We start from the raw sequence: 23,124 nt of genomic DNA, 5'->3' as shown, positions 1-23,124 counted from the left end.
TCACCGCGCGCCGGGGTGCGCCCATCGCTCGATCGCGCCGACCGCCAGCTTCAAGCCGCCCTCCTGAGCGATACGCACACCGAGTGCCGTTGCTCGCGCCTTCGTGTCGCCGCGTTCGGCAAACGCGATCGCCCGCGCAAGCGCGGCCGCGCTCAAGCGCCGCCCCGCGACCGGTGCAGCCGCTACGCCGAGCCGCTGCAACCGGTTCGCCCAAAAGAACTGATCGCCCGCGAACGGCACGACGACCGACGGAATGCCGGCCCGCGCGGCCGAATGCGTGATGCCCGATCCGCCGTGATGAATCGCCATCGACACGCGCGGGAGCAGCCAGTCATGCGGCGTATCGCCGATCACGCGTACATGCGCCGGCAGCAGCGACGCATCGATGCCGCTCCAGCCCGGATAGAACAGCGCGTGGCGGCCGTCGAGCGCACGCGCCAGCGCGTCGGCCATCGCGGCCCGGTCGAAACCGGCCATGCTGCCGAAGCCGATGTACACCGGCGGATCGCCCTCTTCGAGAAATGCCGATAGTTCAGACGGCGGCGCCCATGCGCGCGCGTCGATCCGCCACTGGCCGCATGCCCGCACATTCGACGGCCAATCCGCCGGGCCCGACAGCAGCGCCGGCGATACGCCGTACAGCATCGGATGATCGGTCCATACCTGCTTGCGCGGCGGCAGCCTGCACACGCTTGCGCGCGCCGCATTCGTTGCCTTCCGGAACGCCTGCCAAAGCAACGCATTGACGAACCGGTGGCTCGCGCGGTTCAGCCAGCTCGGCAGCTTGCCCGACGGCAGGAACGGCGACGCGAATTCGGCGGTCGGCGTGATCGGGATCATGCCGGTGCCGATCGCCGGCACGCGGCGATATTCGGCGACCGACAACCCGACGAACGAAGCGAGCCCCGACACGAGGATCGCGTCGCAACCGGCCGACGCGTCCGCGACTTCGCACATCCATGCGGCCGTGTTCGCATTCGCGATCGCCGCGAGCGCCTTCGACGTGTCGTTGAACCCGCCGCGCCCGCGCACCGCGTCCGACAACGCGCCGTCCGGCGCAATCGCGCGGCGGATATCGCCGGACAACGGCGCCGACGGCACGCCGAGCGCGTCGGCCGAACCGAGCGTCGCGGCATCGGCCAGCAGCCGGACATCGTGGCCGGCATCCATCAGCGCGCGGCCGAGCGCCGCGAGCGGGCGCGTATCGCCTTCGGTGCCGTAGGTGGCGATGACAAGCTTCATGCGTGACTCCTCGTTCCATCGAATGGAACCGGTGGATCTCAAAAAATGCACGTCGTATACTAATGTAATTCGTGCACTTTCAACAGATCCCCCATCATGCCGATTCCGACCGAAGATCCGGGCCGCCGCGCGCGCAAGCGCATCCAGATGCTCGCGCATCTCGCCGCCACCGGCGCGCGCCTGTTCGATGCGCACGGCTACGAAGCCGTCACGATGGAACAGATCGCCGCGCAGGCTGATGTCGCGAAGCGCACGCTGTACAACCACTTTCCGACGAAGGAAGCCGTGCTCGCGCACTGGCTCGAAGGCGAGCTCGCGCGTGACCTCGCGCATCTGCAACGCGACGTCGCGCGGCGCAAGACCTTTGCGTCGCGCATCGGCTGCGTGCTCGACGCATCGGCCGCGTGGTGCGAGCAGCATCCGGTGTACCTGCTCGCGTATCTGCGGCACCGCTTCCTGAGCATCGGTACGGTCGATCCGGAAAACGGCGGGGAGAACGACGGCGATATCGCGCTGGTGTGGCGGCAACTGATCGCCGCGGGGCAGCAATCCGGCGAACTGAACGCAACGCTTCGGGCCGACCAGCTCGCGACGTGGTTCCATCACCTGTATCTCGCGGCGATGCTGCGCTGGCTGACGGTGCCGGGGCTGTCGCTGAAACGGGAGTTTCAGTCCGTCGCGAAGTTGTTTATTGAAGGCGCGCAAGCGAAAAGCTGAGCGCATTGGCCCGCGATCCGGAACAGCATCAGGAGTGGTTTCCGCCGAATGCATCGGGCGCCACGCAACCCGTCGACATGCCGCATCCGGCGAGTGCCGCACGTTGAATGCGTCGCGCGGCGCATACGGTTTTTCACGACGAATGCACGCACCACATGCCAAATCTGCCGCGCAGCAGTATGCTGATGTCGTACGGCTGCGCACGGTGCATCGGGTAATCCCGTGGTTCGCACGTTGTCGCGCCGCCGTCGCGACCGCAACCATGCGTTGCAAGGAGGGATTCGTGATGGCTACCACGCATCAGCACTTCCACCTCGAACTACGGCACGCCACCGCGCCGACCTATTTCATCAGCTACCTGTTTCCCGCCTTGCTGTTCATTTACGAACTGCTGCGCGTCGGCCAGTGGATCCGCGATCACGGGATGCAATTCGCCGCGTTCAAGCAGATGGGTTACGAGTATCTGCTGATGCTGCTGTTCGTCGGGCTGCAGATCGTCGTCGAGGCGATCTTCCTGCTCGGCGCCGCGATGCGCCGCGATCGCGACTTCGAGCACCGGCTGCCGAACGTGATCCTCGGCATCGGCTGCTCGATCGCGCTGCTCGCGATCGACCTCGCGATCCAGCTGGCGTTCTGACGGCCGGCGGGCACACGCCCGCCGGTTGCCCGGTCGCTCAAGCGCCCGCGTCGCGCAGGAACGTCGCCACCGCGGCCAGCACGTCGTCCGTGCGCTCGCGGTGCGGCATGTGCCCGCATTTGGCGAGCAACAGGAACGACGACGGCCCCGCGACGCGCGCGGCGATCCGCTTCGGATGCACGTCGGAGCCGTATTCGTCGTCTTCGCCGTGAATCGCGAGCGTCGCGCATTGCACGCGCGGCAAGTCGTCGTCGAGATTCCAGTCGCGAAACGCCGGCGACAGCCACGTATCGACCCACGCGCGCAGCACCCACTCGGCCTTGTCGCCGTGATAGCGCGCGAGCCGGTCGAGCTGGCCCGGTTCGTCGAACTGCAGCGCCGCGTCGCGAATGCCGGCCAGCGTGCGATCCTCGACGAACGCCTGCGCGGCAACCGTCACGAGCGCGCGGCAACGATCCGGATGCGCGGCCGCGCAGCCGACCGCCATCCCGCCGCCGACGCTGTGCCCGAACGCGACGAACGCATCGACACGCAGTTGCTCGAGCACGGCATCGAACGATCGATCGGCCTCGTCGCGCACGAACGTCGTGCCGAGCTTCCCCGGATGACGATCCGAACGGCCGAAGCCGAGGCGGTCGTATGCGATCACGTCGCGTTGCGTGGCGTTCGCGAGGTGCGCGGGAAAGTCGCGCCACAGGTCGACACAGCCGAGCGAATCGTGCAGCAGCACGATGGGCGCGGCCGGCTTAGGTGCGGCCGGCTTAGGCGCGGCCGCCCCGGACGTGCCCGTCTCATCTTGCACCGGACGAGCGCGCCAGCGTTTCGCGAAAAGACGCCCTTGCGGCGTCTCGACGATTGTCTCCTCGATCAGGCTATCGGTCATGTGTCGGTCGTCTGCAGAAAAACGGCCGCACGTCGGCGGCCCCATCGGATCCCCGCATGTTGGCCTGCCCGCGCGCGCAGCGTCAAGCAAGCCCCCACCGCCCGCGCGCTCATTCGGGCTGCGGCGGCAGATACTCCATCTGCGCTTCGTCGTACAGCCGGTAGATCAGCGCCTGCATCGCGCGGATGTCCTCCGATTCGTCGAGCATCCGCATGCTCATGATGATCGGCGACACGAGGTTCGGATCGTCGAGCGGCTTGTAGCTGATGTCGTCGCGCTTCAGCCCGTACACGCTGTGCGGCACGACCGACACGCCCTCGCCCATCGCGACGAGGCCGAGCGCGATCTGCAGTTCGCGCGTCTCGTAGATCCGCCGCGGCTGCAGCGCTCGATCGTGAAAGGCCGCGAGCACCTGGTCCGCATAGCTCGGGCGCGGCGCCTTCGGGAAGATGATCAGCGTGTCGTTCACGAGATCGTGCAGCGACAGCACGGGCTTCGCGCTGTCGAGCGGGTGGCCGACCGGCAGCGCGACGATCATCCGCTCCTCGCGCAGCACGACGCGCCGCACGCTCGGATCTTCATGGCGGATGCGCCCGAACCCGACGTCGATGCGCCCTTCCTTCAGCGCCTTGATCTGGTCCATCGTCGACATCTCGTGCAGGCTCAGCTCGACGGCCGGATACTCGCTGCGAAAGCGCCGGATGATCTTCGGCAGCATCCCGTACAGCGTCGAGCCGACGAACCCGACCGACATGCTGCGCTCGATCTTGCCGACCCGCTTCGTCATCGATTCGAGCTCGGCCGTCTGCGCGAGCAGCTGCACCGCGTGCGAATAGAAGAAGCGCCCCGCGTCGGTCAGTTTCAGCGGCCGTGCATTGCGCTCGAACAGCGGCACGCCGAGCGCCTCCTCGAGCTGCTGGATCTGCCGGCTCAGCGGCGGCTGCGCGATATGCAGCCGTTCCGCCGCACGCGTGAAATTCCGCTCCTCGGCAACCGCGACGAAGTAGCGGAGGTGTCTCAACTCCATTTTCGATGCCTCCCGGACAGCGCCCCGACGTCAAACTATGGCCGGACGATGTCGTCACGATACCGCAGGCGGCGCAAACCTCCACGCACACGGCCACGCGCCGCCCAAAGCAAAACGGGAAGCCTTCAGGCTTCCCGTTTCCCGATCGACGCCGGCCGTGTCGCGGCAGCGTCGCGACCGCCCGTCACACCTCGGTCGCGTAGAGCGCGTCGCGCTGCTCGTTGCTCAGCGAGTCGAGCGGCACGTCCGGCAGCCGATAGCAGATCATCGTGCCGTACAGCTCGGCGAGACAATTGCTGCCGGCGTCGAGCGCGTAGCCGTCCTCGCCGTCCGGTGCCGGCGGGTACACTTCGCGCCACGCGTTGATCGCGGCTTCGATTCGCACGATGGAAACGGGTCCGGCCTTCCGCTCGGCGGGTGATGCGCTCATGGATTCCTCTGGGTTGCGCGCTCCGCGGGCCGTGCCGGCCCGGATGGAACGATGAAAACGCCGGGCGCCGCCGGCCGCCGCGCGCCATGCGCGCCGGATGCCGATCCGCGCTGCGCGTGTCGCGCCGGCCAGGCCGTGGCCCGGTAGGGTCGGGCAATATAACCGGCTTTGACCCCGTGCAGGCAAAAGCCGGGCAAAAAAAACGGGAAGCGCGAGGCTTCCCGTTTCATCGCATGTCGCGCGGCCGCCTGCCGCGCCCGCGTCAGCCCGCGGTTTCGCGATTCGCCACCGGCTGCGCGCCGCGGCTCGCGGCGATCCACGGCGCGATCTCCATGTCTTCGTAGCGCACGAAGCGGCTCTTGTTCAGGAGCCGGAAACCGAGCCACACGACGACGAACAGCGGAATGCCGACATAGGTTGCGATCACGCCGGCCCAGTCGATCTTGTTCGCGAGGAACGCCTGATAGTCCTGCCCGAGCGCGATCACGAGGCACAGCACGAACGCGAACAGCGGGCCGAACGGGAACCACTTCGACTGGTACGGCAGCTGGTCGAGCGCATAACCCTGCTTCACGTAGCCCTTGCGGAACCGGTAGTGGCTGACCGCGATGCCGAGCCAGGCGATGAAGCCCGTCATCCCCGACGTGTTCAGCAGCCACAGGTACACCGTCTTGTCGCCGTACAGCGACGTAAAGAAGCACAGCGCGCCGACGGCCGTCGTCGCATACAGCGCATTGCGCGGCACGCCGCCCGGCGACAGCTTCGCGAACACCTTCGGCGCGCGGCCTTCGGTCGCGAGGTTGTAGAGCATCCGCGTCGACGCGTACATGCCCGAGTTGCCGGCCGACAGCACGGCCGTCAGGATCACCGCGTTCATCACGCCGGCCGCGAACGCGAGGCCCGCGTGGCGGAACACGAGCGTAAACGGGCTCACGCCGATGTCGGTCACGTCCGTCTTCAGCAGGTTCGGGTCGGTGTACGGAATCAGCACGCCGATCACGAAGATCGCGAACACGTAGAACAGCAGGATCCGCCAGAAGATCTGCTTCACCGCGCGCGGGATCGTCGTGCGCGGGTGCTCCGATTCGCCGGCCGCGACGCCGATCAGCTCGGTGCCCTGGAACGAGAAGCCCGCGATCATCGCGACGCCCATCAGCGCCGGCAGGCCGCCCGCGAACGGCGCGTCGCCGATCGTCAGGTTGCCCCAACCGTTACTCGGCGCGCCTTTCAGAATGCCGAAGATCATCAGCAGGCCGACGCCGATGAACGCGACCACGGTGACGACCTTGATCAGCGCGAACCAGTATTCGGCCTCACCGAAACCGCGCACGGTGAGCGCGTTGAGCAGGAACATCACGGCGAGGAAGGCCGCGCTCCACCACACGCCCGGCACGTCCGGAAACCAGTAGTGCATCACGAGCTGCGCGGCGACGAGCTCCACCGCGATCGTCACGGCCCAGTTGTACCAGTAGTTCCAGCCGAGCGCGAAGCCGAAGCCTTCGTCCACGTATTTCGCGCCGTAGGTCGCGAACGAACCCGACACGGGCATGAACGCGGCCATCTCGCCGAGGCTCGTCATCAGGAAATAGACCATCAGGCCGATCAGCATGTACGCGACCATCGCGCCGCCGGGGCCGGCCTGCGAGATCGACGCGCCGGACGCGACGAACAGGCCCGTGCCGATCGAGCCGCCGATGGCGATCATCGTCAGGTGGCGCGCCTTCAGGGCGCGATGAAGCTTGGGTGGGTTCGCGGACGAACCGGGTTGGTCGGATTTCGGAATTGCGGACATAAACGAGACGAACGTTGAGCGGGCCGGCATCCGTAGCCGGCGCATGCGGAATCGGAGCGCGGTACGCGTCCTGCGATGCATTCGATGCGGCCCCGATACGCGTTGCGCGGCGGGCGCCTGCGGCGAAGCGCGGATTCTACCTGATTCGCCATGGAGGGAGCTCAGGCGCACACGCCCGCCGCGGCCGCAGAGATTTCGCAGAATCAAGGAGTTGGCTGCACCGGCGCAACCGCAGCCGCCTGCCGTCGCGAAAACCATGGGTATCCCGGGGTTATTCGGCTTTTCATTCCGCCCGATAAGCGGGTAATCCTGTCTTGATCCGCCAAATACCGCGCCGATACGAAAAATCGACCGGGCGTCGCACCATTAATCAGACAAAACGACCGATACTGATAATTGATTCAAATCAAATCGCCCGCGCGCCATGCAGTAATGATGCGTAATCGTTTCGAATCGCTGTTTCCGCATGCATGTTTTGCATGCGCACACGAGTTGCAGGAATTCGCGAGATAATGCGGGTTAATTCGAAATAATCAGCGCGCGGAACCGTCGACAACGCGAGTATCCACCGCCCCCGCCCCCCCGAGGATGAAGTCACTCCCGCTGCCCGCCACGCTGCGCCGCCATACCGCGTCGATCGTGGCACGCATTCTGTCGCCCCGCGGCGTGCTCGTCGCTGGCATCGTCCTGCTGATGTTCAGTTGGGGACTTTCGACGTCGCTTTTAATCGAGGCGCGACGCGACGCGTATGAGCACGCGGTCGAAAATGCGCGCAACCTGATGCTGCTGATCGAACGCGATATCGCGCGCAATATCGAACTCTACGATTTGTCGCTGCAAAACGTCGTCGACGGCTTGGCCGATCCGGAACTGATGACATTGCCACCGCGCCAGCGCCACCGGCTGCTGTTCGACCGCGCCGCTACCGGCGCGTATCTCGGGTCGCTTTTCGTGATGGATACGCACGGCAATATCGTGATCGATTCGAGCGTGTCGCCCGCGCGGCAAGGCAACTATGCGGACCGCGACTATTTCACCGTGCACCGCAACGGGCTCGCGCAGGGCCTCTACATCAGCCGGCCCTACGCGTCCCGGCTGCGCGGCGGCGCACTGACGATCGCGCTCAGCCGCCGGATCACGCTGTCCGACGGCACGTTCGGCGGCGTGGTCGTCGGCACGCTCAGCATCGACTACTTCCGCGCGCTGCTCGACGGCCTCGCGGTCGGCAAGCACGGCAGCGCGGCAATCGCCGAGCTCAACGGCATGCTCGTGAGCCGCCTGCCTTACGACGCGCGCGTGGTCGGCCTCGACCTGCACGATTCGCCGCTGTTCATCGAGGCGCTGCGCCGCCGCGAAGGCGTGCTGTCGGGCATGGGCAGCATCGACGGCGTGCGGCGCATCTATGTTTACAAGCATCTGCCCGGCCTGCCGCTGATCGTCGACGTTGCGCCGGCCGAGCTCGACGTCTACGCGCCGTGGCACCACCGCGCGATCTGGACCGTCGTACTGATGTTCCTGTTCACCGGGTTCATCGCGTGGGGCTCGCTGGCGCTGTCGCGCGAACTGAAACGCCGGCAGATCGCCGAATCGAAGCTGTACCGGCTCGCGCACACCGATTCGCTGACGGGCCTCGACAACCGCGGCACGTTCGACACGGTGCTCGCGAAGGAGGCGCAGCGTGCGTCGCGCAGCGGCCGCCCGCTGTCCGTGCTGTTCGTCGACGTCGATCACTTCAAGGCGTTCAACGACTACTACGGCCACCCGGCCGGCGACGACGTGCTGCGCCGCGTCGCGCAATCCGCGTCGCGCTGCCTGCGCCGCGACGGCGACCACGTCGCGCGCTACGGCGGCGAGGAATTCGTCGTCACGCTGCCCGACACCGACGCGCATGGCGCGGCAACCGTCGCCGAAGGCATCCGGCGCGCGATCGCGGAGCTCGGCATCGAGCACGTGAAGAGCCCGTACGGGCGCGTCACCGCGAGCATCGGCACGGCGACCGCCGCCGACGGCCGCGCGAACGCCGCAACGCTGCTGCGGCGCGCCGACGAGGCGCTGTACCGCGCGAAGTCCGGCGGACGCAACCGCGTGTCGGACGCGCAGCCGAGCGCGGCCGACGCATGGCGTGACATGGCGTGACGTGTCGTCGCGACACGATGCGGCAGCCGGCCACGCCGGACAGCCGCGCCGTGGACAGCCCGCGCGCGTTCGGCTAGCGTTACGTCTGCTGCGCATGCGGCGCGGCGCCGGCCCGCGCAAGCCGCCGTGCGCGTTCCGGCCACCTCAGCTCCGTCATGACCGCCTCGCTCCCTACCCGGCTGCCGCCACTCCTGCGCCACGCGCTCCGTCCGCTGCTCGATCCGTACCGCCGCTACCGGCACGCGAAGCTGATCCATGCGGCGCGCGTCGCGCTCGCGATTCTCGTGTCGATCGGCCTGTCCACCGGCCTGCGCGTGCCGCACGGCGAGTGGTCGACGATCACCGTGCTGATCGTCGTCGGCGGGCTGCAGCATCACGGCAACATCCGCAAGAAGGCGGCCGAGCGCGCGCTCGGCACGTCGATCGGCGCGCTCGCGGGGCTCGGGCTGATCCTGCTGTATTCCGCCGCTCACGCACCGATCGCGATCTACCTGCTGATGGCGCTCGCGTGCGGCATCTGCGCGTATCACGCGATCGGCAAGGCCGGCTATATCGCGCTGCTGTCGGCGATCACGATGGTGATCGTCGCCGGGCACGGCGACAACGAGATCGTCGACGGCCTGTGGCGCGCGGTGAACGTGCTGATCGGCATCGCGATCGCGCTGGCGTTTTCGTTCGCGCTGCCGCTCTATGCAACCTACTCGTGGCGCTACAAGCTCGCCGACGCGCTGCGCGCGTGCGCGGCCGTGCACGCGCGGCTCGCCGGCGACCGCCACGTGAGCGACGACGCCCACCTGAAGGAAATGGCCGCGCTGAGCGCGCTGCTCGTGCAGCTGCGTTCGCTGATGCCGTCGGTGTCGAAGGAATGCGAGACGTCGATGACGCAGCTCGAGGCGATCCAGCGCAGCCTGCGCCTGTGCATCGGTTATCTGGAGATCCTGTCGAGCGCGGTGCCGGCCCGCGACGACGTGGCGGCCCGCGAATACATGCGCGTCGAGATGAAGGCCGTGAACCGGCGCATCCGCGACACGCTGGTCGGCGCGAGCCGCGCGCTCAAGTTCGGCAAGCCGAGCCGGCTCGCGCCGCGCCGCCGGCCGGCCGACCCGCCGCACGACGCACCGCCGCCGCAACTGTCCGGCTATGTGTCGATCACGGCGAAGCTGGCCGGCGAAGTCGATCAGTTGCGCGAGAAGCTGCTCGATACCGCGCAGTCGTGGAATATCTGAGGTTCGCGGGATTCCGTGCTTCACCCGCCTTACTTTCATATTCCTTTCGGGTTGGCGGACCGCTATCCTGACGGCGGCGGGTACGCCGTTCGGCCGATCCGGCCCCGGAAGCACGGCCCGCGACGGCGCGCGTCCGAGCCCGTTTCCGCCGCCGAGCGGCGCCGATTCGCGCGGCGTTCTCCGCCTGGTTAACCGCCCGCCGGGCCCGCCGCGACAGGCCGGACGACGTATCCGCGCGAAAATCAGCCCTTGCCCCAACTTCCCGGACAGCCGATACTCGCATATTCCGCGAAATACGATCCCACCGGACCCAATCCACGGTAATTCCTATGAGCACGATTCTCGAAAGCCTCCCGACCGGCCAGAAGGTCGGTATCGCCTTCTCCGGCGGCCTGGACACCAGCGCCGCGCTGCACTGGATGAAACTGAAGGGCGCCGTCCCGTACGCATACACGGCGAACCTCGGCCAGCCCGACGAAGACGATTACGACGCGATCCCGAAGCGTGCGATCGAATACGGCGCAGCCGGCGCCCGCCTGATCGACTGCCGCGCGCAGCTCGTCGCCGAAGGCATCGCGGCGCTGCAAAGCGGCGCGTTCCACATCACGACGGCCGGCGTCACGTACTTCAACACGACGCCGATCGGCCGCGCCGTGACGGGCACGATGCTCGTCGCCGCGATGAAGGAAGACGGCGTCAACATCTGGGGCGACGGCAGCACGTACAAGGGCAACGACATCGAGCGCTTCTACCGCTACGGCCTGCTCGTGAACCCGGACCTGAAGATCTACAAGCCGTGGCTCGACCAGACGTTCATCGACGAGCTCGGCGGCCGCGCCGAAATGTCCGAATTCATGAACCAGGCCGGTTTCGCGTACAAGATGTCGGCCGAGAAGGCCTATTCGACCGATTCGAACCTGCTCGGCGCGACGCACGAGGCGAAGGATCTCGAAAGCCTCGAAAGCGGCATCAAGATCGTGAACCCGATCATGGGCGTCGCGTTCTGGCGCGACGACGTGAAGATCGCCGCGGAAGAAGTGACGGTGCGCTTCGAAGCCGGCCAGCCGGTCGCGCTGAACGGCGTCGAGTTCAAGGATCCGGTCGAGCTGCTGCTCGAAGCGAACCGCATCGGCGGCCGCCACGGCCTCGGCATGAGCGACCAGATCGAGAACCGCATCATCGAGGCGAAGAGCCGCGGCATCTATGAAGCCCCGGGCCTCGCGCTGCTGTACATCGCGTACGAGCGTCTCGTCACCGGCATCCACAACGAAGACACGATCGAGCAGTACCGCGAGAACGGCCGCCGTCTCGGCCGCCTGCTGTACCAGGGCCGCTGGTTCGACCCGCAGGCGATCATGCTGCGCGAAACGGCGCAGCGCTGGGTCGCACGCGCGATCACCGGCGAAGTGAAGATCGAACTGCGCCGCGGCAACGACTACTCGATCCTGAGCACGAAGTCGCCGAACCTCACGTACCAGCCGGAACGCCTGTCGATGGAGAAGGTGGCATCGACGTTCTCGCCGCGCGACCGGATCGGCCAGCTGACGATGCGCAACCTCGACATCACCGATACGCGCGACAAGCTGCGCGTGTATGCGCAGGTCGGGCTGCTGACGCCGGGCGAGGCGTCGGCGTTGCCGCAGATCAAGGGCGACGACAAGTAAGTCGCGTCGTTCGACGCCGTGCCGCATCGCTGAATGCGGCACGGCCGGGCAGGCCGCGTGGGCCGATCATCACGCACGCAGCCTGCCGTTCCTTCCGCCTCTCCCCGCCTTTCCGCTTTCCCCTCCGCAATCGCACCACGCCGCGCCACGCACCAACGGCACTGCAACGTCGCGCCAGTCATGGCAAGCTGCGAGTCGTCCGATTCGTGCCTGTCCCCATGAGCCCTCTCACCGTCATCCACCTGAACGGCCCGATCAACAGCGGCAAGACGACGATCGGCCTCGCACTCGCACGCATGCTGCCCGATGCGCGCTTCATCGACGGCGACGATCACGATGCGCCCGACGACGCACCGTTCGACGTGCAGTGGGCGATCGCGCTGGAGCGTCTCGTCACGCAAATCACGCAGGCGCGCGAGCGCCATCTGGTGATCGCCTATCCGATCGGCGACGCGGAATTCGAACGGCTGCGCGCGGCTTGCGATGCGCGCGATGCAAGGTTGTTCGTCGTGACGCTCGCGCCGCCCGAAGCGGTCGCGGCTTCGAATCGCGGCACGCGCGCACTGACGGATTGGGAGCGGCAGCGTATCGCCGAGATGTATCGGGAAGGGTATGCGGCGCGCGCGTTCAGCGATTGCGTGATCGATACGTCGAAGGCATCGGCCGATGCGTGTGCGACGGAGATTGCTCGCCGTGCGGCGCTTCCCGTACATTGACGCGGCCGCTTCGGACACGCACCGTCGCGAAGAACCTCACCGCAGTCCCGTGTATCCTCTGGACTTTTCGCCAACCGGGAACGACACCCGAGACAACATGACGACACGATGCGGCTCTCTCCTCGCGTGGCTCGCGGTCATTGAAATCATTGCGATGGTGATGTGCTACGGCTATGCCAGCTCGATGGCCGATCCCTATGCAGGCGTCGGCGTTCTCGGCTTCGGTCTGCGGAGCATGGCCGCCGTCTCCATCCTGGCGCTTGCCGTCGGCATCGGCTGTCTCGCGTCCGACGCGTCGAAACCGGCCCAGCCTCCGCGAACCTCGTTCCGTGTCGCGCTCCCGCTGCACCTTCTGCTCTGCATCCCGGGCCTGTGGTTCTGGTTCCATGCGTAAGCAATACCCGGCCGGGGAATCCGCACGCGCTCACCGTCGTGACCGCGCAGCGTGCGCGTCCGGATGCATGATCGCGACCGCCTTCAATGATGCTGCTGCGCCCCCGTCACGACCTGCGTCGTCGCCCCCTTCCGGCTCAACATCAGCGTAACCACCGCCGACACCGCGAGCGTGCCCGCCACCACATAAAGCCCCGCCGCATACCCGCCCGTCACATGCTTGAGCCAGCCGATCGCGAACGGCCCGACGAACCCGCCGAGGTTGCCGATCGAGTTGATCATCGCGATCCCCGCAGCCGCGCCCGCGCCCGACAGGAACGCGCTCGGCATCGCCCACAGCGGCGCCTTCGCTGCACTGATCCCGATGTTGACGACGACCAGCGCGAGCACGGTCAGGAGCGCCGTGCTCGCCTGCCCCGCGAATACGAAACCGATGCAGGCCAGCACGCACGGAATCACGACGTGCCACATGCGCTCGCCGGTGCGATCCGAATGCCGCGCCCAGACGATCATCGCGACGACGGCGGCGATGCTGGGGATGCCGGTCAGCAGGCCCGTCTGCAGCGCGGTGAAGCCGAACTGCTTGACCATCAGCGGCGCCCACAGCCCGAGCGTATAGAGCCCGGCCGACGTGCCGAAGTAGATCAGCGCGAGCGCCAGCACGCGCGGATCGCGCAGCGCCTGCCACGCGCCGGCCATATGCCCGGCATGCGTGTGGCGCACGTCCGCTTCGGCCTTCAGCTTCGCGATCAGCCAGTCGCGCTCGTCCGGCCGCAGCCACGCGGCCTTCGACGGCGAATCGGTCAGGCACTTCAGCACGACGAAGCCGAGCGCGATCGCCGGCAGCGCTTCGACGATGTACAGCATCTGCCAGTCGGCGAGCCCGAACATCGGCGGCATCTGCATGATCGCACCCGACAGCGGCGAGCCGATCGCGGTCGAGATCGGCGCGGCCGCCATGAACCACGCGGCGGCCACCGCGCGCTGCTTCGCGGGGAACCACAGGCTGAGATACAGGATGATGCCGGGGAAGAACCCGGCTTCGGCCACGCCGAGCAGGAAGCGCAGCACGTAGAAGCTCGTCGGCCCGGCCGCGAACGCGGACACGGCCGACACGAGGCCCCACGTGATCATCACGCGCGCGATCCAGATGCGCGCGCCGACGCGATGGAGGATCAGGTTGGACGGCACTTCGAACAGGAAGTAGCCGATGAAGAACAGGCCGCCGCCGAACCCGAACGCGGTCGGCGACAGGCCGATCGCCTTGTTCATCGTCATCGCGGCAAAGCCGACGTTGACGCGATCGAGAAAGCTGACGAAATAAAGCAGCATCACGAACGGAATGATGCGCCACATCAGTTTCCGCGCGACGCGGGTTTCCAGATCCGCTTGCATGTGTCTCCTCCTTCGAGGTCGAGCCGTGCTCTGTCTGTGAATACTCGCCGGCGCCGCGACGAAGCGCGCGGGCCGGCGCCCGGCTCGCGTCGGATGCGCGAGTCGCGGGCATAAAAAACCGGTAGGATGACGAACGGGCAGCGGCCCGCTACCGGTTGCGCACTCGCGCCGCGGCTACATCGCAGCACGCATGTGCAGCGCCGCGTCGATCGTCAGGCCGCGACCGCCGCGTTCGCGACGCGCTCGCACACGGCCGCGGTCACCTGCGCGGTCGTCGCGCTGCCGCCGAGGTCGCGCGTATGCAGCGACGGGTCGGCCGTCACGGCCTCGATCGCCTGCATCACGCGCGCGGCGGCTTCCGTTTCGCCGAGATGCTCGAGCAGCATCACGACCGACCAGAACGTGCCGACCGGATTCGCGAGCCCCTGGCCCATGATGTCGAACGCGGAGCCGTGGATCGGCTCGAACATCGACGGATAACGGCGCTCGGGATCGATGTTGCCGGTCGGCGCGATGCCGAGGCTGCCGGCGAGCGCGGCGGCGAGATCGCTGAGGATGTCCGCGTGCAGGTTGGTCGCGACGATCGTGTCGAGCGACGCCGGCCGGTTGACCATGCGCGCGGTCGCCGCATCGACGAGTTCCTTGTCCCACGTGACGTCGGGGAATTCCTGCGCGATTTGCTTCGCGATCTCGTCCCACATCACCATCGCGTGCCGCTGCGCGTTGCTCTTCGTGATCACGGTCAGCAGCTTGCGCGGACGCGACTGCGCGAGCCGGAACGCGAAGCGCATGATGCGTTCGACGCCGGCGCGCGTGAGGATCGACACGTCGGTCGCGGCCTCGATCGGATGCCCCTGATGCACGCGGCCGCCGACGCCCGCGTATTCGCCTTCGGAGTTCTCGCGGACGATGACCCAGTTCAGGTCGTGTGGCCCGCAGCGCTTCAGCGGTGCGTCGATGCCGGGCAGGATGCGCGTCGGGCGCACGTTCGCGTACTGGTCGAAGCCCTGGCAGATCTTCAGGCGCAGCCCCCACAGCGTCACGTGATCGGGCACGTCGGGGTCGCCCGCCGAGCCGAACAGGATCGCGTCCTTGCCGCGCAACGCGTCGAGGCCGTCGGCCGGCATCATCGCGCCGTGCTGGCGGTAGTAATCGGCACCCCAGTCGAAATCCTCGAACTCGAACGCGAAACGATCGCAGCCGCGGGCCAGCGCTTCCAGCACCTGCTTGCCGGCCGGCACCACTTCCTTGCCGATGCCGTCGCCGGGAATCGTTGCGATACGGTAGGTCTTCATGCGGACATCCTCGATTGATCGTGAGCGTGAACGCACTTTACCGAACCAGAAGTGCAGGAACCGGCGCTAGAATCAAAGCATCTTTAACTTGAATTCACGAATCCCGTCATGGCGGATACTGTCCAGCCGGCCGATCTCGGCTTCTTCTCGACACTGGCCGCGTCGGGCAGCCTGAGCGCGGCCGCGCGCGAACTCGGGCTGACCGCGGCCGCCGTCAGCAAGCGGCTCACGCAGATGGAGCGGCGCGCGGGCGTGACGCTCGTCAACCGCACGACGCGGCGGATGATGCTGACGCCCGAAGGCGACGTGTATCTCGACTACGCGCGCCGGATCCTCGACCAGATGGACGAACTCGGCGAGCTGCTCGGCAGCGCGAAGCAGCGCCCGAAGGGGCTGCTGCGCGTGAACGCGACGCTCGGTTTCGGGCGCAGCCACGTCGGCCCCGCGATCTCGCGCTTCGTCGCGCGCTATCCGGAAGTGTCGGTGCAGCTGCAGCTGTCGGTGATGCCGCCGCCGCTCACCGACGACGCGTTCGACGTGTGCATCCGCTTCGGCGAGCCGCCCGACACGCGCGTCGTCGCGCGGCGGCTCGCGCCGAACCGCCGGCTGCTGTGCGCGGCGCCCGCGTATCTCGCGCGGCACGGGACGCCCGGCACGCCGCACGACCTGATGCGGCACAACTGCATCGGCATCCGGCAGGGCGACGAAGGTTACGGGATCTGGCGCCTGACCAGCGGGCGCGGCGCGGCACGCAACACGGAAGCCGTGCGGATCAACGGCAACCTGACGACGAACGACGGCGAGATCGCCGTGAAGTGGGCGCTCGACGGGCACGGAATCCTGATGCGCGCCGAATGGGACCTCCGCGACTATCTCGCCGACGGTCGCCTCGTGGTCGTGCTGCCCGACCACGAAACACCGGGCGCCGATATCTATGCGGTGTACGCGCAACGTCACCAGATGTCCGCGCGGATTCGCGCGTTCGTCGATTTTCTGGCGGACGAGTTGGGGCGGTTGAGGGCGGTGTAGGAATCGGAATGGGGCGCACGACTGCTCCGCGCGCATGAAGTGGATGCCCGAAAACCAATTATTTTGGCGAATTCATCTGTCAATCGCCAAAATATTTACATTCCCGCATATCGACCAAGCATCAAAGCCAATCGCGAGCTGCATCGATTGTGCTAATATTTTGGCATCTTCGTTAGCAAAACATTGAAATACTAGCCTTATGGCACAAAAGACGGCTCCGCTCCTGCCAGTATCGAACCAACTGCTTGCCGAATTCGGCGAGCGGCTGAAGCTTGCGCGCCTGCGCCGGAAGCTGACGGCCAAGCAGGTTGCGGAACGCGCCGGCATGTCGCCGATGACGCTTCGTTCGCTGGAAGCCGGCGGGTCGGGCGTCACCATCGGCGCCTATCTGTCCGTCATGCAGGTGCTGGGGCTCCAGCACGATCTGGAAAAGCTGGCCGCCACGGACGAATTCGGCCGCCAGCTTCAGGACGCCCGCCTCGTCAAACCACGATCCGCCCGACGAACCGCGCCGTCTCTTTCCTCCGCCACGTCGCCCACGCCCGATCGGCGCATGCGCGCAAGCGCTCCCTCCGCCACGAAAGCGGCCGAAGCAGGCACGGCGGCATCCGAAACAACCGAACCCGGCGATACCCGCGGCACGACGGCAGCCGATCTTGTCGCATTGCTGAAGCCGGCACGAAAACGGCATGGGGAGCATCGCGGGAAATGACGACGATCGGTGTCTACGCAGATTGGGACGGCTTGCCTGAACCGCGAAAGCTCGGACTCCTGCACAGCCGCAAGACGCGGGCGAGCGAGCGGTTCGAGTTCCAGTACGCCTCTGCCGCACTGGCGGCTCCCGAGTTCGCAAGCGTGCAGATCGATCCGGCAATCGGTCTCTTTGAAGGCCCCCAATATCCGGCCCCGCCGCGGGACGCGTTCGGCGCCTTCGCCGATTCCAGCCCCGATCGGTGGGGCCGCATGCTGATGGATCGCAGGCTGGAGCGAGACATTCGTGCCGGCCTGCGACCGAAAGGCACCCGACTCCACGAATCGGACTACCTGCTTGGCGTTCACGACCTTTACCGCGTTGGCGCGCTGCGCTACCGGCTCGACGACGCCGGAGAATTTCTCGACGATCGCCATGATCTCGCTGCGCCGCCGTTTGCAGAGATTCGTGAACTGGAACACGCAAGTCGCGCGCTGGAGGAAGACGTCGACAATACCGCCCCGAATGGCCGCGACTGGCTGTCGATGCTCATCGCCCCCGGCGGCTCGCTCGGTGGCGCAAGACCCAAGGCAAGCGTCGCCGACGATCGAGGCCGTCTCTATATCGCGAAGTTTCCGAGCGCACGGGACGACTACGACGTGGGTGGCTGGGAAATGGTCGTCAATGCGCTGGCGGTCGGTTGCGGCCTGAACGTCGCCCACGCCGAGGCACGAAAGTTCGCCAGCGACCATCACTGTTTCCTGGTCCGGCGTTTCGATCGGACTGCCGACGGCCAACGCCTGCATTTCGCGTCCGCGATGACCATGACCGGCCACGTCGACGGCGACGATGCGTCGACAGGCGTCAGCTACCTGGAATTGGCCGAAGTCCTCATGCGGCACGGCGCACAACCGAATGCCGACTTGCGCGAGCTATGGGCGCGAATCGTCTTCAACCTTCTGGTCTCGAACACCGACGATCATCTGCGCAATCACGGATTCATTCTGGTACCGGGATCGGGGTGGAGACTTTCGGCGGCCTACGACATGAATCCTGTCGCCGTCGCCGATGGTCTCAAGCTCAACATTACGGAAGCAGACAATACACTCGACCTCGACCTCGCCCGTGAGGTATGCGAATACTTTCGGCTCAAGCTGCAGGACGCCGACGAGATCATCGACGACTTCCGCAGTGTCGTCAGCCAATGGAGAACGCTAGCGACGCGACTCGTGCTGCCTGCGCGGGAGCAGGAGCGGATGGCCGACGCGTTCCATCTCGCGAACGATTGACCGCCCTTCGTTCAGCGCCCCTCCTTTCGTGCTTATACCAGAAAGGTACCGACGCAGCCGGGCGGTTCGCGGGATGCGTCGGCAGACGCGCTCCGAACCGAATACAATGCCCCGATCCCCCGCCGCTGCGCCAACCTGCCGGAGCCGCCATGTTCGACCTGACCACGCTGACCACCTTCACGGCCGTCGTTCTGGGCCTGTTCCTGATCCCCGGCCCCGCCGTGCTGCTCGTGCTGAGCCGCACCGTGCAGGGCGGACGCAAGACCGGCATCCTGACCGGCCTCGGCGTCGCGAGCGGCGACTTCGTGCATACGCTGTTCGCGGCGGTCGGGCTGTCCGCGCTGCTGATGACGTCGGCGCTCGCGTTCAACGTCGTGAAGCTGGTCGGCGCCGCATACCTGATCTATCTCGGCGTGCGCGCACTGCTCGACAAACCGTCCGATCCGTCGCTGCCGACGGTGTCGTCCGTCACGCCGCTCAACGCGTACCTGCAGGCGATTCCCGCCGAAGTGCTGAATCCGAAGACCGCGCTGTTCTTCCTCGCGTTCATGCCGCAGTTCGTGCATCCGGAACGCGGCTCGACGTTCGTGCAGTTCGCGGTGCTCGGGCTGATCTTCGTCGTGCTCAGCTCGCTTTATACGACGCTGATCGCGTGCTCGATCCGCCCGCTCGGCCGCATCGTGAAGCGGCTCACGTGGCTCACGCGCTGGCAGGGGAAGATCATCGGCTCGATCTTCATCGCGCTCGGGCTGCGCGTGGCCGTGCAGCAGCGCTGACGCGCGCGGCCGCATGACGTCCCGCGCAGCGCCCACCGGCGAAGCCCTCTACACCGACCCGCGCCTCGTCGCGATCTACGACCTGTTCAACGCGGGCGATCGCGACTTCGCGTTCTACGCATCCGTGATCGGCGCCGCGCGACAACGCATTCTCGACCTCGGTTGCGGCACCGGCACGTTCGCGCGCCGGCTCGCGGCGGCCGGGCACGACGTCGTCGCGATCGATCCCGCGCCGGCGATGATCGATTACGCACGACGCCAGCCGAGCGCCAGCGCGGTACGCTGGATCGCCTGCGATCTGGTCGGCCTGCCGCCCGGCGCGCCGTTCGATGCGGTCGTGATGACCGGGCACGCATTCCAGTGCCTGCTGACCGACGACGAAATCGACGCGACGTTGCACGGCGTGCGGCACGTGCTCGCCGACGGCGGCCGTTTCCTGTTCGACACCCGCAACCCGTGCGTCGCGCCGTGGCGCGCGTGGACGCCGGAGCATTCGGCATGCAGCGTCGAATCGCGCGAATTCGGCGGCGTCGATCTCCATCATGCGGTGCGCGCGGTAGACGGCGCGATCGTGACGTTCGACACGTACTACCGTTTCCGCCGCGACGACATGTTGCTGAAGAACACGAGCCGGCTGCGCTTCATCGCGCAACCCGAATTGCAGGCGCGCGTAGCCGCGGCCGGATTCGCATCGGCCGACTGGTGTGGCGACTGGCAACACGCACCGTTCGACGACGTAACCAGCGCGGAGATCGTCGCGATCTGCCGCGCGTGAGTGCGCGTTCGAATACGTCAGCCCGCAACCGGCAGCGCGGCCACCGCATACGCATGCCGGAGCGTGCCGCCCGATAACCCGCTACTGGAGACTCGACCATGCCCTTCCCGCTTCATCCCGCGCAGGTTCGCGCACTGCTCGAATGCTATCTGCGCGCGAAGGACTTGACCCGGCCCGCACTGATCGCCGACTGCTTCGCGGCCGATGCCGAGCTGAGCTTTTCGCTCGCGAACGACGACATCGATTTTCCGCCGCGCGTGACGGGCGCGGCGGCCATTGCGCGCACGCTGGTCGAGGAATTCGGCGAGCGGTTCGAGCGGTGCCGGACCTATTACGTCTGCGCGGAACCCGCAGTCGACGAACACGGCGTTAGCGGAATGCCGTGGCTCGTCGTGATGCGGCAGAAGGACAACGGCGCGCTGCGGATCGGGCACGGCACGTATCGCTGGCAGTTCGCGTGCGATGGCGAAGGCGTTGCGCGGGTTGCCGCGCTGCACATTCATATCGCGCGGATGGATACGATCGACGACCCGCAGTCGGTGAAACTCGATGCGCTGCACACGGCATTCGGCTATCCGTGGCTGCCGGTGCAGGCGTTCGCGCGCGGGTTGGCGGATGTGGCGGCGGCACAGCCGGATTGGGCGTTCATCGCGCCGTTCCGGGAGGCGGCGGCAGCGGCGTGACCGAACCCGCCCGCGTGCGCGCGGGGCCATTCGGCTCCGCGCGGCATCCGCGCCGCCGCCGCGCTCACCGCGCCGCTTCGAGCGCCTGCCGCACCCCCTCCCAATCCAGCCCGAAGCGCGCAAGATACTTGCGCAGCCGATCCGCATCGTTCGGCTGCTTCTTGCTCTGCCGCGACACCGCGAACAGCGTGCGTCCGGCTTCCGACAGGCTCGCCGACACGCGGCACACGTCGAGCACGCGTTCGAGCTGCGCGCGGTCGAACAGGTCGAGTTCCTCCGCGCGCGCCCCGAACACCGCATCGACCCACGTGTCGGACGCGCCCGCGCCGCCCGGCGGCGACCACGTGCGTGTCAGCCGCTCGACTTCCTGTTCGGCCAGATCCTCGGTAATCCGTCCCGCATCGGCCAGCGTCGCCATCCGCGTGACCGACGCCGACAACTCGCGGAAGTTACCGGCCCACGCCGCGCGCGGCGACGCGGCAAACGCGAGATAACGCCGCTTCGCCTCGACGTTGAACCGCACCTGCTCGCCCTGCTCTCGGCCGAAACGGTCGAGCTCGAATTCGAGGTTCGGCTCGATGTCCTCGCGACGCTCGGCGAGCCCCGGCAGTTCGTACGTCCACAGATTGATCCGCGCATAGAGATCCTCACGGAACGTGCCGGCCGCCACCATCAGCCGCAGGTCGCGGTGCGTGCCCGCGATCAGCTCGAAATCGCTGGCCACCTCGACGTCCGCGCCAACCGGCAGGAAGCGCTTTTCCTCGATCGCCTTCAGCAGCATCGCCTGTTCGTCGAGCCCGAGTTCGCCGATCTCGTCGAGAAACAGCAGGCCGCCGTCCGCCGCGCGCAGCAACCCCGCGCGTGCCGACTGCGCGCCGGTGAACGCGCCCTTAACATGACCGAACAGCGTCGACATCGCCGCGTCGCCGCGCAGCGTCGCGCAGTTGATCTCGATGAACGGCCCCGCGAGCCGATGGCGGCTGCGCTTCAGCTCGTACACGCGCTTGGCAAGGAACGACTTGCCGGCGCCCGTCGGCCCGACGAGCAGCATCGGCGCGCGCGAACGCACGGCCACGCGCTCCAGTTGCTCGATCAGCGCATTGAAGCGCGCGTTGCGCGTCGCGATGCCGGCCTTCAGGAACGACACCGTTTCGTCGCGTTCGCGCGTGAAGCGCTGCGCGATCCGGTTGTAGCGCGACAGGTCGAGATCGATCACCGACACCGTGCCCGGCCCGCTCGGCCCTTCGTCGGTCCGCTGCGGCGGCCCCGTCTGCACGAGGCGCGCGGGCAGGTAGCGTGCTTCCGCGAGCAGGAACCAGCAGATCTGCGCGACGTGCGTGCCGGTCGTGATGTGGATCAGGTAATCCTCGTGTTCGAGGTCGAACGGATAGGCGCGCGCGTAGTCGTGCAGCGTCGCATAGACCTCCTCGAAATCCCACGGGTCGTGGATCGTTAGCGGCGTGAGCCGCACGTCGGTGCGCGGCGACAGGTGCGCGAGATCGTCCCGCACCTGGTTGGCGAGGCGTGTGTAGCTCAGCGGATGCAGCAACTCGAGCCTGTCGATCGGCAGGTCGGGCTGCTCGCACAACGAGATCGTCGGCCGCCATTTGCGGTAGCGGCGCGGCGCGCGACCGCCCTGGTCGAGCACCGTGCCGAGAAAGCCGATTGCGACTGTCTTTCGCATGTTTATCTCATCGGATAAGAAGCGATCCGATTGTATCGGATTTTCTCGATTCACCCTGGCAGGCAAGGCCGACGCAAATCAACTCGACTCAGACAATTCCCCTTTAATTTCAACGAACTGGAAATTTCTTCGAGCACTGAACTCCCCGCTGGCACGCTCCTCGCTAAATAGAAGGCGCCGGATGTCCCGCTGGCCCGCGAGCCAGGGTTCACAAAGCCCTGCTGGTGCGCCGCCGCCGAACCTCGTTCGTCGCGGCAGCGCATGCCGCCATGGACAGACGAAGGCAAAGGGGCGCGCTCAGGCATGCCACGTCCGGGTTCGAATCCCGGGGCGCCCACCGTTCGGTAGCTCATTCGGGTAGAGCAGCCGGCGAAAGCCGGTGTGTAGCGGGTTCGAATCCCGCTCGAACACTGTCCGCAACGACAGTCTCTTGATGGAAGCAGTACCCGCCGGTGCGGGCCGCGAGGCCCGCCGCGCGTCGGACCGGTCATGGTTCCGCGCGATCGGCCAGGCGGCCGGACGGCCGGCGCGAACGCGCACGACGACGCGATGCAGGATGCGTCGCCGTGCCGCGCCCGCGCCGGCCCCCGCGCCGCCCGCCCGATTGCGTCGCACCGCGATCCGCACGATGCGCGTCACCCGGC

The 23,124-nt window shown here is 67.1% G+C and carries 21 protein-coding genes and 1 tRNA gene; 14 read left to right on the top strand and 8 right to left on the bottom strand.

What is annotated here, in order from left to right:
- Complete coding sequence (locus FPJ27_RS07165; protein WP_204422467.1) at window positions 1-1,242, bottom strand: glycosyltransferase; 1,242 nt, start codon at window positions 1,240-1,242, stop codon at window positions 1-3.
- A gap of 96 nt (window positions 1,243-1,338) precedes the next feature.
- On the opposite strand from FPJ27_RS07165, the gene FPJ27_RS07160 reads away from it, so the two are divergent.
- On the top strand, window positions 1,339-1,959 hold the full coding sequence (locus FPJ27_RS07160; protein ID WP_204422466.1) for a TetR/AcrR family transcriptional regulator: 621 nt from the start codon (window positions 1,339-1,341) through the stop codon (window positions 1,957-1,959).
- 286 nt (window positions 1,960-2,245) lie between these two features.
- Window positions 2,246-2,596, top strand: a complete 351-nt coding sequence (locus FPJ27_RS07155; protein ID WP_034182150.1) for a hypothetical protein — start codon at window positions 2,246-2,248, stop codon at window positions 2,594-2,596.
- A gap of 37 nt (window positions 2,597-2,633) precedes the next feature.
- Here the strand turns inward: FPJ27_RS07155 and FPJ27_RS07150 are convergent, their stop codons facing one another.
- The 4 genes from FPJ27_RS07150 to FPJ27_RS07135 all read right to left on the bottom strand — a co-directional run bounded on the left by FPJ27_RS07150 (window position 2,634) and on the right by FPJ27_RS07135 (window position 6,728).
- Complete coding sequence (locus FPJ27_RS07150) at window positions 2,634-3,479, bottom strand: alpha/beta hydrolase (RefSeq protein ID WP_072439136.1); 846 nt, start codon at window positions 3,477-3,479, stop codon at window positions 2,634-2,636.
- Window positions 3,480-3,588: 109 nt separating this feature from the next.
- Window positions 3,589-4,506, bottom strand: coding sequence for a LysR family transcriptional regulator (locus FPJ27_RS07145; protein WP_034182148.1), 918 nt, complete (start codon window positions 4,504-4,506; stop codon window positions 3,589-3,591).
- Between the two features lie 184 nt (window positions 4,507-4,690).
- Window positions 4,691-4,936: a DUF3717 domain-containing protein gene (locus FPJ27_RS07140; protein WP_034182147.1), complete on the bottom strand. Its 246-nt coding sequence runs from the start codon at window positions 4,934-4,936 to the stop codon at window positions 4,691-4,693.
- Between the two features lie 262 nt (window positions 4,937-5,198).
- The gene (locus FPJ27_RS07135; protein ID WP_204422465.1) at window positions 5,199-6,728 is read right to left on the bottom strand and encodes an amino acid permease; all 1,530 of its coding nucleotides are present in this window, start codon (window positions 6,726-6,728) and stop codon (window positions 5,199-5,201) included.
- A gap of 588 nt (window positions 6,729-7,316) precedes the next feature.
- On the opposite strand from FPJ27_RS07135, the gene FPJ27_RS07130 reads away from it, so the two are divergent.
- From FPJ27_RS07130 to FPJ27_RS07110, 5 genes are all read left to right on the top strand, one after another.
- Window positions 7,317-8,864 carry a sensor domain-containing diguanylate cyclase gene (locus FPJ27_RS07130; RefSeq protein ID WP_204422464.1) on the top strand — a complete coding sequence of 516 codons (1,548 nt, stop codon included), beginning with the start codon at window positions 7,317-7,319 and terminating at the stop codon, window positions 8,862-8,864.
- 155 nt (window positions 8,865-9,019) lie between these two features.
- The gene (locus tag FPJ27_RS07125; RefSeq protein ID WP_072439130.1) at window positions 9,020-10,090 is read left to right on the top strand and encodes an FUSC family protein; all 1,071 of its coding nucleotides are present in this window, start codon (window positions 9,020-9,022) and stop codon (window positions 10,088-10,090) included.
- A gap of 329 nt (window positions 10,091-10,419) precedes the next feature.
- A complete protein-coding gene (gene argG / locus FPJ27_RS07120; protein WP_072439129.1) occupies window positions 10,420-11,754 on the top strand; it encodes an argininosuccinate synthase in 1,335 nt (444 codons plus the stop codon).
- Between the two features lie 218 nt (window positions 11,755-11,972).
- A complete protein-coding gene (locus tag FPJ27_RS07115; protein WP_204422463.1) occupies window positions 11,973-12,470 on the top strand; it encodes a shikimate kinase in 498 nt (165 codons plus the stop codon).
- Between the two features lie 97 nt (window positions 12,471-12,567).
- Window positions 12,568-12,864, top strand: a complete 297-nt coding sequence (locus FPJ27_RS07110) for a hypothetical protein (RefSeq protein ID WP_204422462.1) — start codon at window positions 12,568-12,570, stop codon at window positions 12,862-12,864.
- Window positions 12,865-12,947: 83 nt separating this feature from the next.
- On the opposite strand, the gene FPJ27_RS07105 is transcribed toward FPJ27_RS07110, so the two are convergent.
- Complete coding sequence (locus FPJ27_RS07105) at window positions 12,948-14,258, bottom strand: MFS transporter (RefSeq protein WP_204422461.1); 1,311 nt, start codon at window positions 14,256-14,258, stop codon at window positions 12,948-12,950.
- 212 nt (window positions 14,259-14,470) lie between these two features.
- Window positions 14,471-15,553: a tartrate dehydrogenase gene (locus FPJ27_RS07100; protein WP_204422460.1), complete on the bottom strand. Its 1,083-nt coding sequence runs from the start codon at window positions 15,551-15,553 to the stop codon at window positions 14,471-14,473.
- 108 nt (window positions 15,554-15,661) lie between these two features.
- On the opposite strand from FPJ27_RS07100, the gene FPJ27_RS07095 reads away from it, so the two are divergent.
- The 6 genes from FPJ27_RS07095 (at window position 15,662) to FPJ27_RS07070 (ending at window position 20,796) form a co-directional block, all read left to right on the top strand.
- Window positions 15,662-16,582 carry a LysR substrate-binding domain-containing protein gene (locus tag FPJ27_RS07095; RefSeq protein WP_204422459.1) on the top strand — a complete coding sequence of 307 codons (921 nt, stop codon included), beginning with the start codon at window positions 15,662-15,664 and terminating at the stop codon, window positions 16,580-16,582.
- A 199-nt stretch (window positions 16,583-16,781) separates the two neighbouring features.
- The gene (locus FPJ27_RS07090; RefSeq protein ID WP_072439119.1) at window positions 16,782-17,294 is read left to right on the top strand and encodes a helix-turn-helix transcriptional regulator; all 513 of its coding nucleotides are present in this window, start codon (window positions 16,782-16,784) and stop codon (window positions 17,292-17,294) included.
- Window positions 17,291-18,562: a HipA domain-containing protein gene (locus FPJ27_RS07085; RefSeq protein WP_204422458.1), complete on the top strand. Its 1,272-nt coding sequence runs from the start codon at window positions 17,291-17,293 to the stop codon at window positions 18,560-18,562. The genes FPJ27_RS07090 and FPJ27_RS07085 overlap by 4 nt, the downstream gene beginning before the upstream one ends.
- Window positions 18,563-18,711: 149 nt before the next feature.
- Complete coding sequence (locus FPJ27_RS07080; protein ID WP_204422457.1) at window positions 18,712-19,338, top strand: LysE family translocator; 627 nt, start codon at window positions 18,712-18,714, stop codon at window positions 19,336-19,338.
- Window positions 19,339-19,351: 13 nt separating this feature from the next.
- The gene (locus FPJ27_RS07075; protein WP_204422456.1) at window positions 19,352-20,113 is read left to right on the top strand and encodes a class I SAM-dependent methyltransferase; all 762 of its coding nucleotides are present in this window, start codon (window positions 19,352-19,354) and stop codon (window positions 20,111-20,113) included.
- Between the two features lie 98 nt (window positions 20,114-20,211).
- The gene (locus FPJ27_RS07070; protein ID WP_204422455.1) at window positions 20,212-20,796 is read left to right on the top strand and encodes a nuclear transport factor 2 family protein; all 585 of its coding nucleotides are present in this window, start codon (window positions 20,212-20,214) and stop codon (window positions 20,794-20,796) included.
- 64 nt (window positions 20,797-20,860) lie between these two features.
- On the opposite strand, the gene rtcR is transcribed toward FPJ27_RS07070, so the two are convergent.
- A complete protein-coding gene (gene rtcR / locus FPJ27_RS07065; RefSeq protein WP_204422454.1) occupies window positions 20,861-22,480 on the bottom strand; it encodes an RNA repair transcriptional activator RtcR in 1,620 nt (539 codons plus the stop codon).
- Between the two features lie 338 nt (window positions 22,481-22,818).
- Between rtcR and FPJ27_RS07060 the strand changes: the two genes are divergently transcribed.
- A tRNA-Phe gene (locus FPJ27_RS07060) sits at window positions 22,819-22,891 on the top strand.
- The last annotated feature ends 233 nt before the right edge of the window (window positions 22,892-23,124 follow it).

The organism is Burkholderia sp. MS455, assembly GCF_016899445.1.
GTDB classification, from domain to species: Bacteria; Pseudomonadota; Gammaproteobacteria; order Burkholderiales; family Burkholderiaceae; genus Burkholderia; species Burkholderia pyrrocinia_C.
This window is presented reverse-complemented; position numbering and strand designations above follow the sequence as displayed.

What these genes read in the sequence shown, in the direction of transcription:
- FPJ27_RS07165 (WP_204422467.1), bottom strand. Translation starts at nt 1,242, where the DNA reads ATGAAGCTTGTCATCGCCACCTACGGCACCGAAGGCGATACGCGCCCG.
- FPJ27_RS07160 (WP_204422466.1), top strand. Translation starts at nt 1,339, where the DNA reads ATGCCGATTCCGACCGAAGATCCGGGCCGCCGCGCGCGCAAGCGCATC.
- FPJ27_RS07155 (WP_034182150.1), top strand. Translation starts at nt 2,246, where the DNA reads ATGGCTACCACGCATCAGCACTTCCACCTCGAACTACGGCACGCCACC.
- FPJ27_RS07150 (WP_072439136.1), bottom strand. Translation starts at nt 3,479, where the DNA reads ATGACCGATAGCCTGATCGAGGAGACAATCGTCGAGACGCCGCAAGGG.
- FPJ27_RS07145 (WP_034182148.1), bottom strand. Translation starts at nt 4,506, where the DNA reads ATGGAGTTGAGACACCTCCGCTACTTCGTCGCGGTTGCCGAGGAGCGG.
- FPJ27_RS07140 (WP_034182147.1), bottom strand. Translation starts at nt 4,936, where the DNA reads ATGAGCGCATCACCCGCCGAGCGGAAGGCCGGACCCGTTTCCATCGTG.
- FPJ27_RS07135 (WP_204422465.1), bottom strand. Translation starts at nt 6,728, where the DNA reads ATGTCCGCAATTCCGAAATCCGACCAACCCGGTTCGTCCGCGAACCCA.
- FPJ27_RS07130 (WP_204422464.1), top strand. Translation starts at nt 7,317, where the DNA reads ATGAAGTCACTCCCGCTGCCCGCCACGCTGCGCCGCCATACCGCGTCG.
- FPJ27_RS07125 (WP_072439130.1), top strand. Translation starts at nt 9,020, where the DNA reads ATGACCGCCTCGCTCCCTACCCGGCTGCCGCCACTCCTGCGCCACGCG.
- argG (WP_072439129.1), top strand. Translation starts at nt 10,420, where the DNA reads ATGAGCACGATTCTCGAAAGCCTCCCGACCGGCCAGAAGGTCGGTATC.
- FPJ27_RS07115 (WP_204422463.1), top strand. Translation starts at nt 11,973, where the DNA reads ATGAGCCCTCTCACCGTCATCCACCTGAACGGCCCGATCAACAGCGGC.
- FPJ27_RS07110 (WP_204422462.1), top strand. Translation starts at nt 12,568, where the DNA reads ATGACGACACGATGCGGCTCTCTCCTCGCGTGGCTCGCGGTCATTGAA.
- FPJ27_RS07105 (WP_204422461.1), bottom strand. Translation starts at nt 14,258, where the DNA reads ATGCAAGCGGATCTGGAAACCCGCGTCGCGCGGAAACTGATGTGGCGC.
- FPJ27_RS07100 (WP_204422460.1), bottom strand. Translation starts at nt 15,553, where the DNA reads ATGAAGACCTACCGTATCGCAACGATTCCCGGCGACGGCATCGGCAAG.
- FPJ27_RS07095 (WP_204422459.1), top strand. Translation starts at nt 15,662, where the DNA reads ATGGCGGATACTGTCCAGCCGGCCGATCTCGGCTTCTTCTCGACACTG.
- FPJ27_RS07090 (WP_072439119.1), top strand. Translation starts at nt 16,782, where the DNA reads ATGGCACAAAAGACGGCTCCGCTCCTGCCAGTATCGAACCAACTGCTT.
- FPJ27_RS07085 (WP_204422458.1), top strand. Translation starts at nt 17,291, where the DNA reads ATGACGACGATCGGTGTCTACGCAGATTGGGACGGCTTGCCTGAACCG.
- FPJ27_RS07080 (WP_204422457.1), top strand. Translation starts at nt 18,712, where the DNA reads ATGTTCGACCTGACCACGCTGACCACCTTCACGGCCGTCGTTCTGGGC.
- FPJ27_RS07075 (WP_204422456.1), top strand. Translation starts at nt 19,352, where the DNA reads ATGACGTCCCGCGCAGCGCCCACCGGCGAAGCCCTCTACACCGACCCG.
- FPJ27_RS07070 (WP_204422455.1), top strand. Translation starts at nt 20,212, where the DNA reads ATGCCCTTCCCGCTTCATCCCGCGCAGGTTCGCGCACTGCTCGAATGC.
- rtcR (WP_204422454.1), bottom strand. Translation starts at nt 22,480, where the DNA reads ATGCGAAAGACAGTCGCAATCGGCTTTCTCGGCACGGTGCTCGACCAG.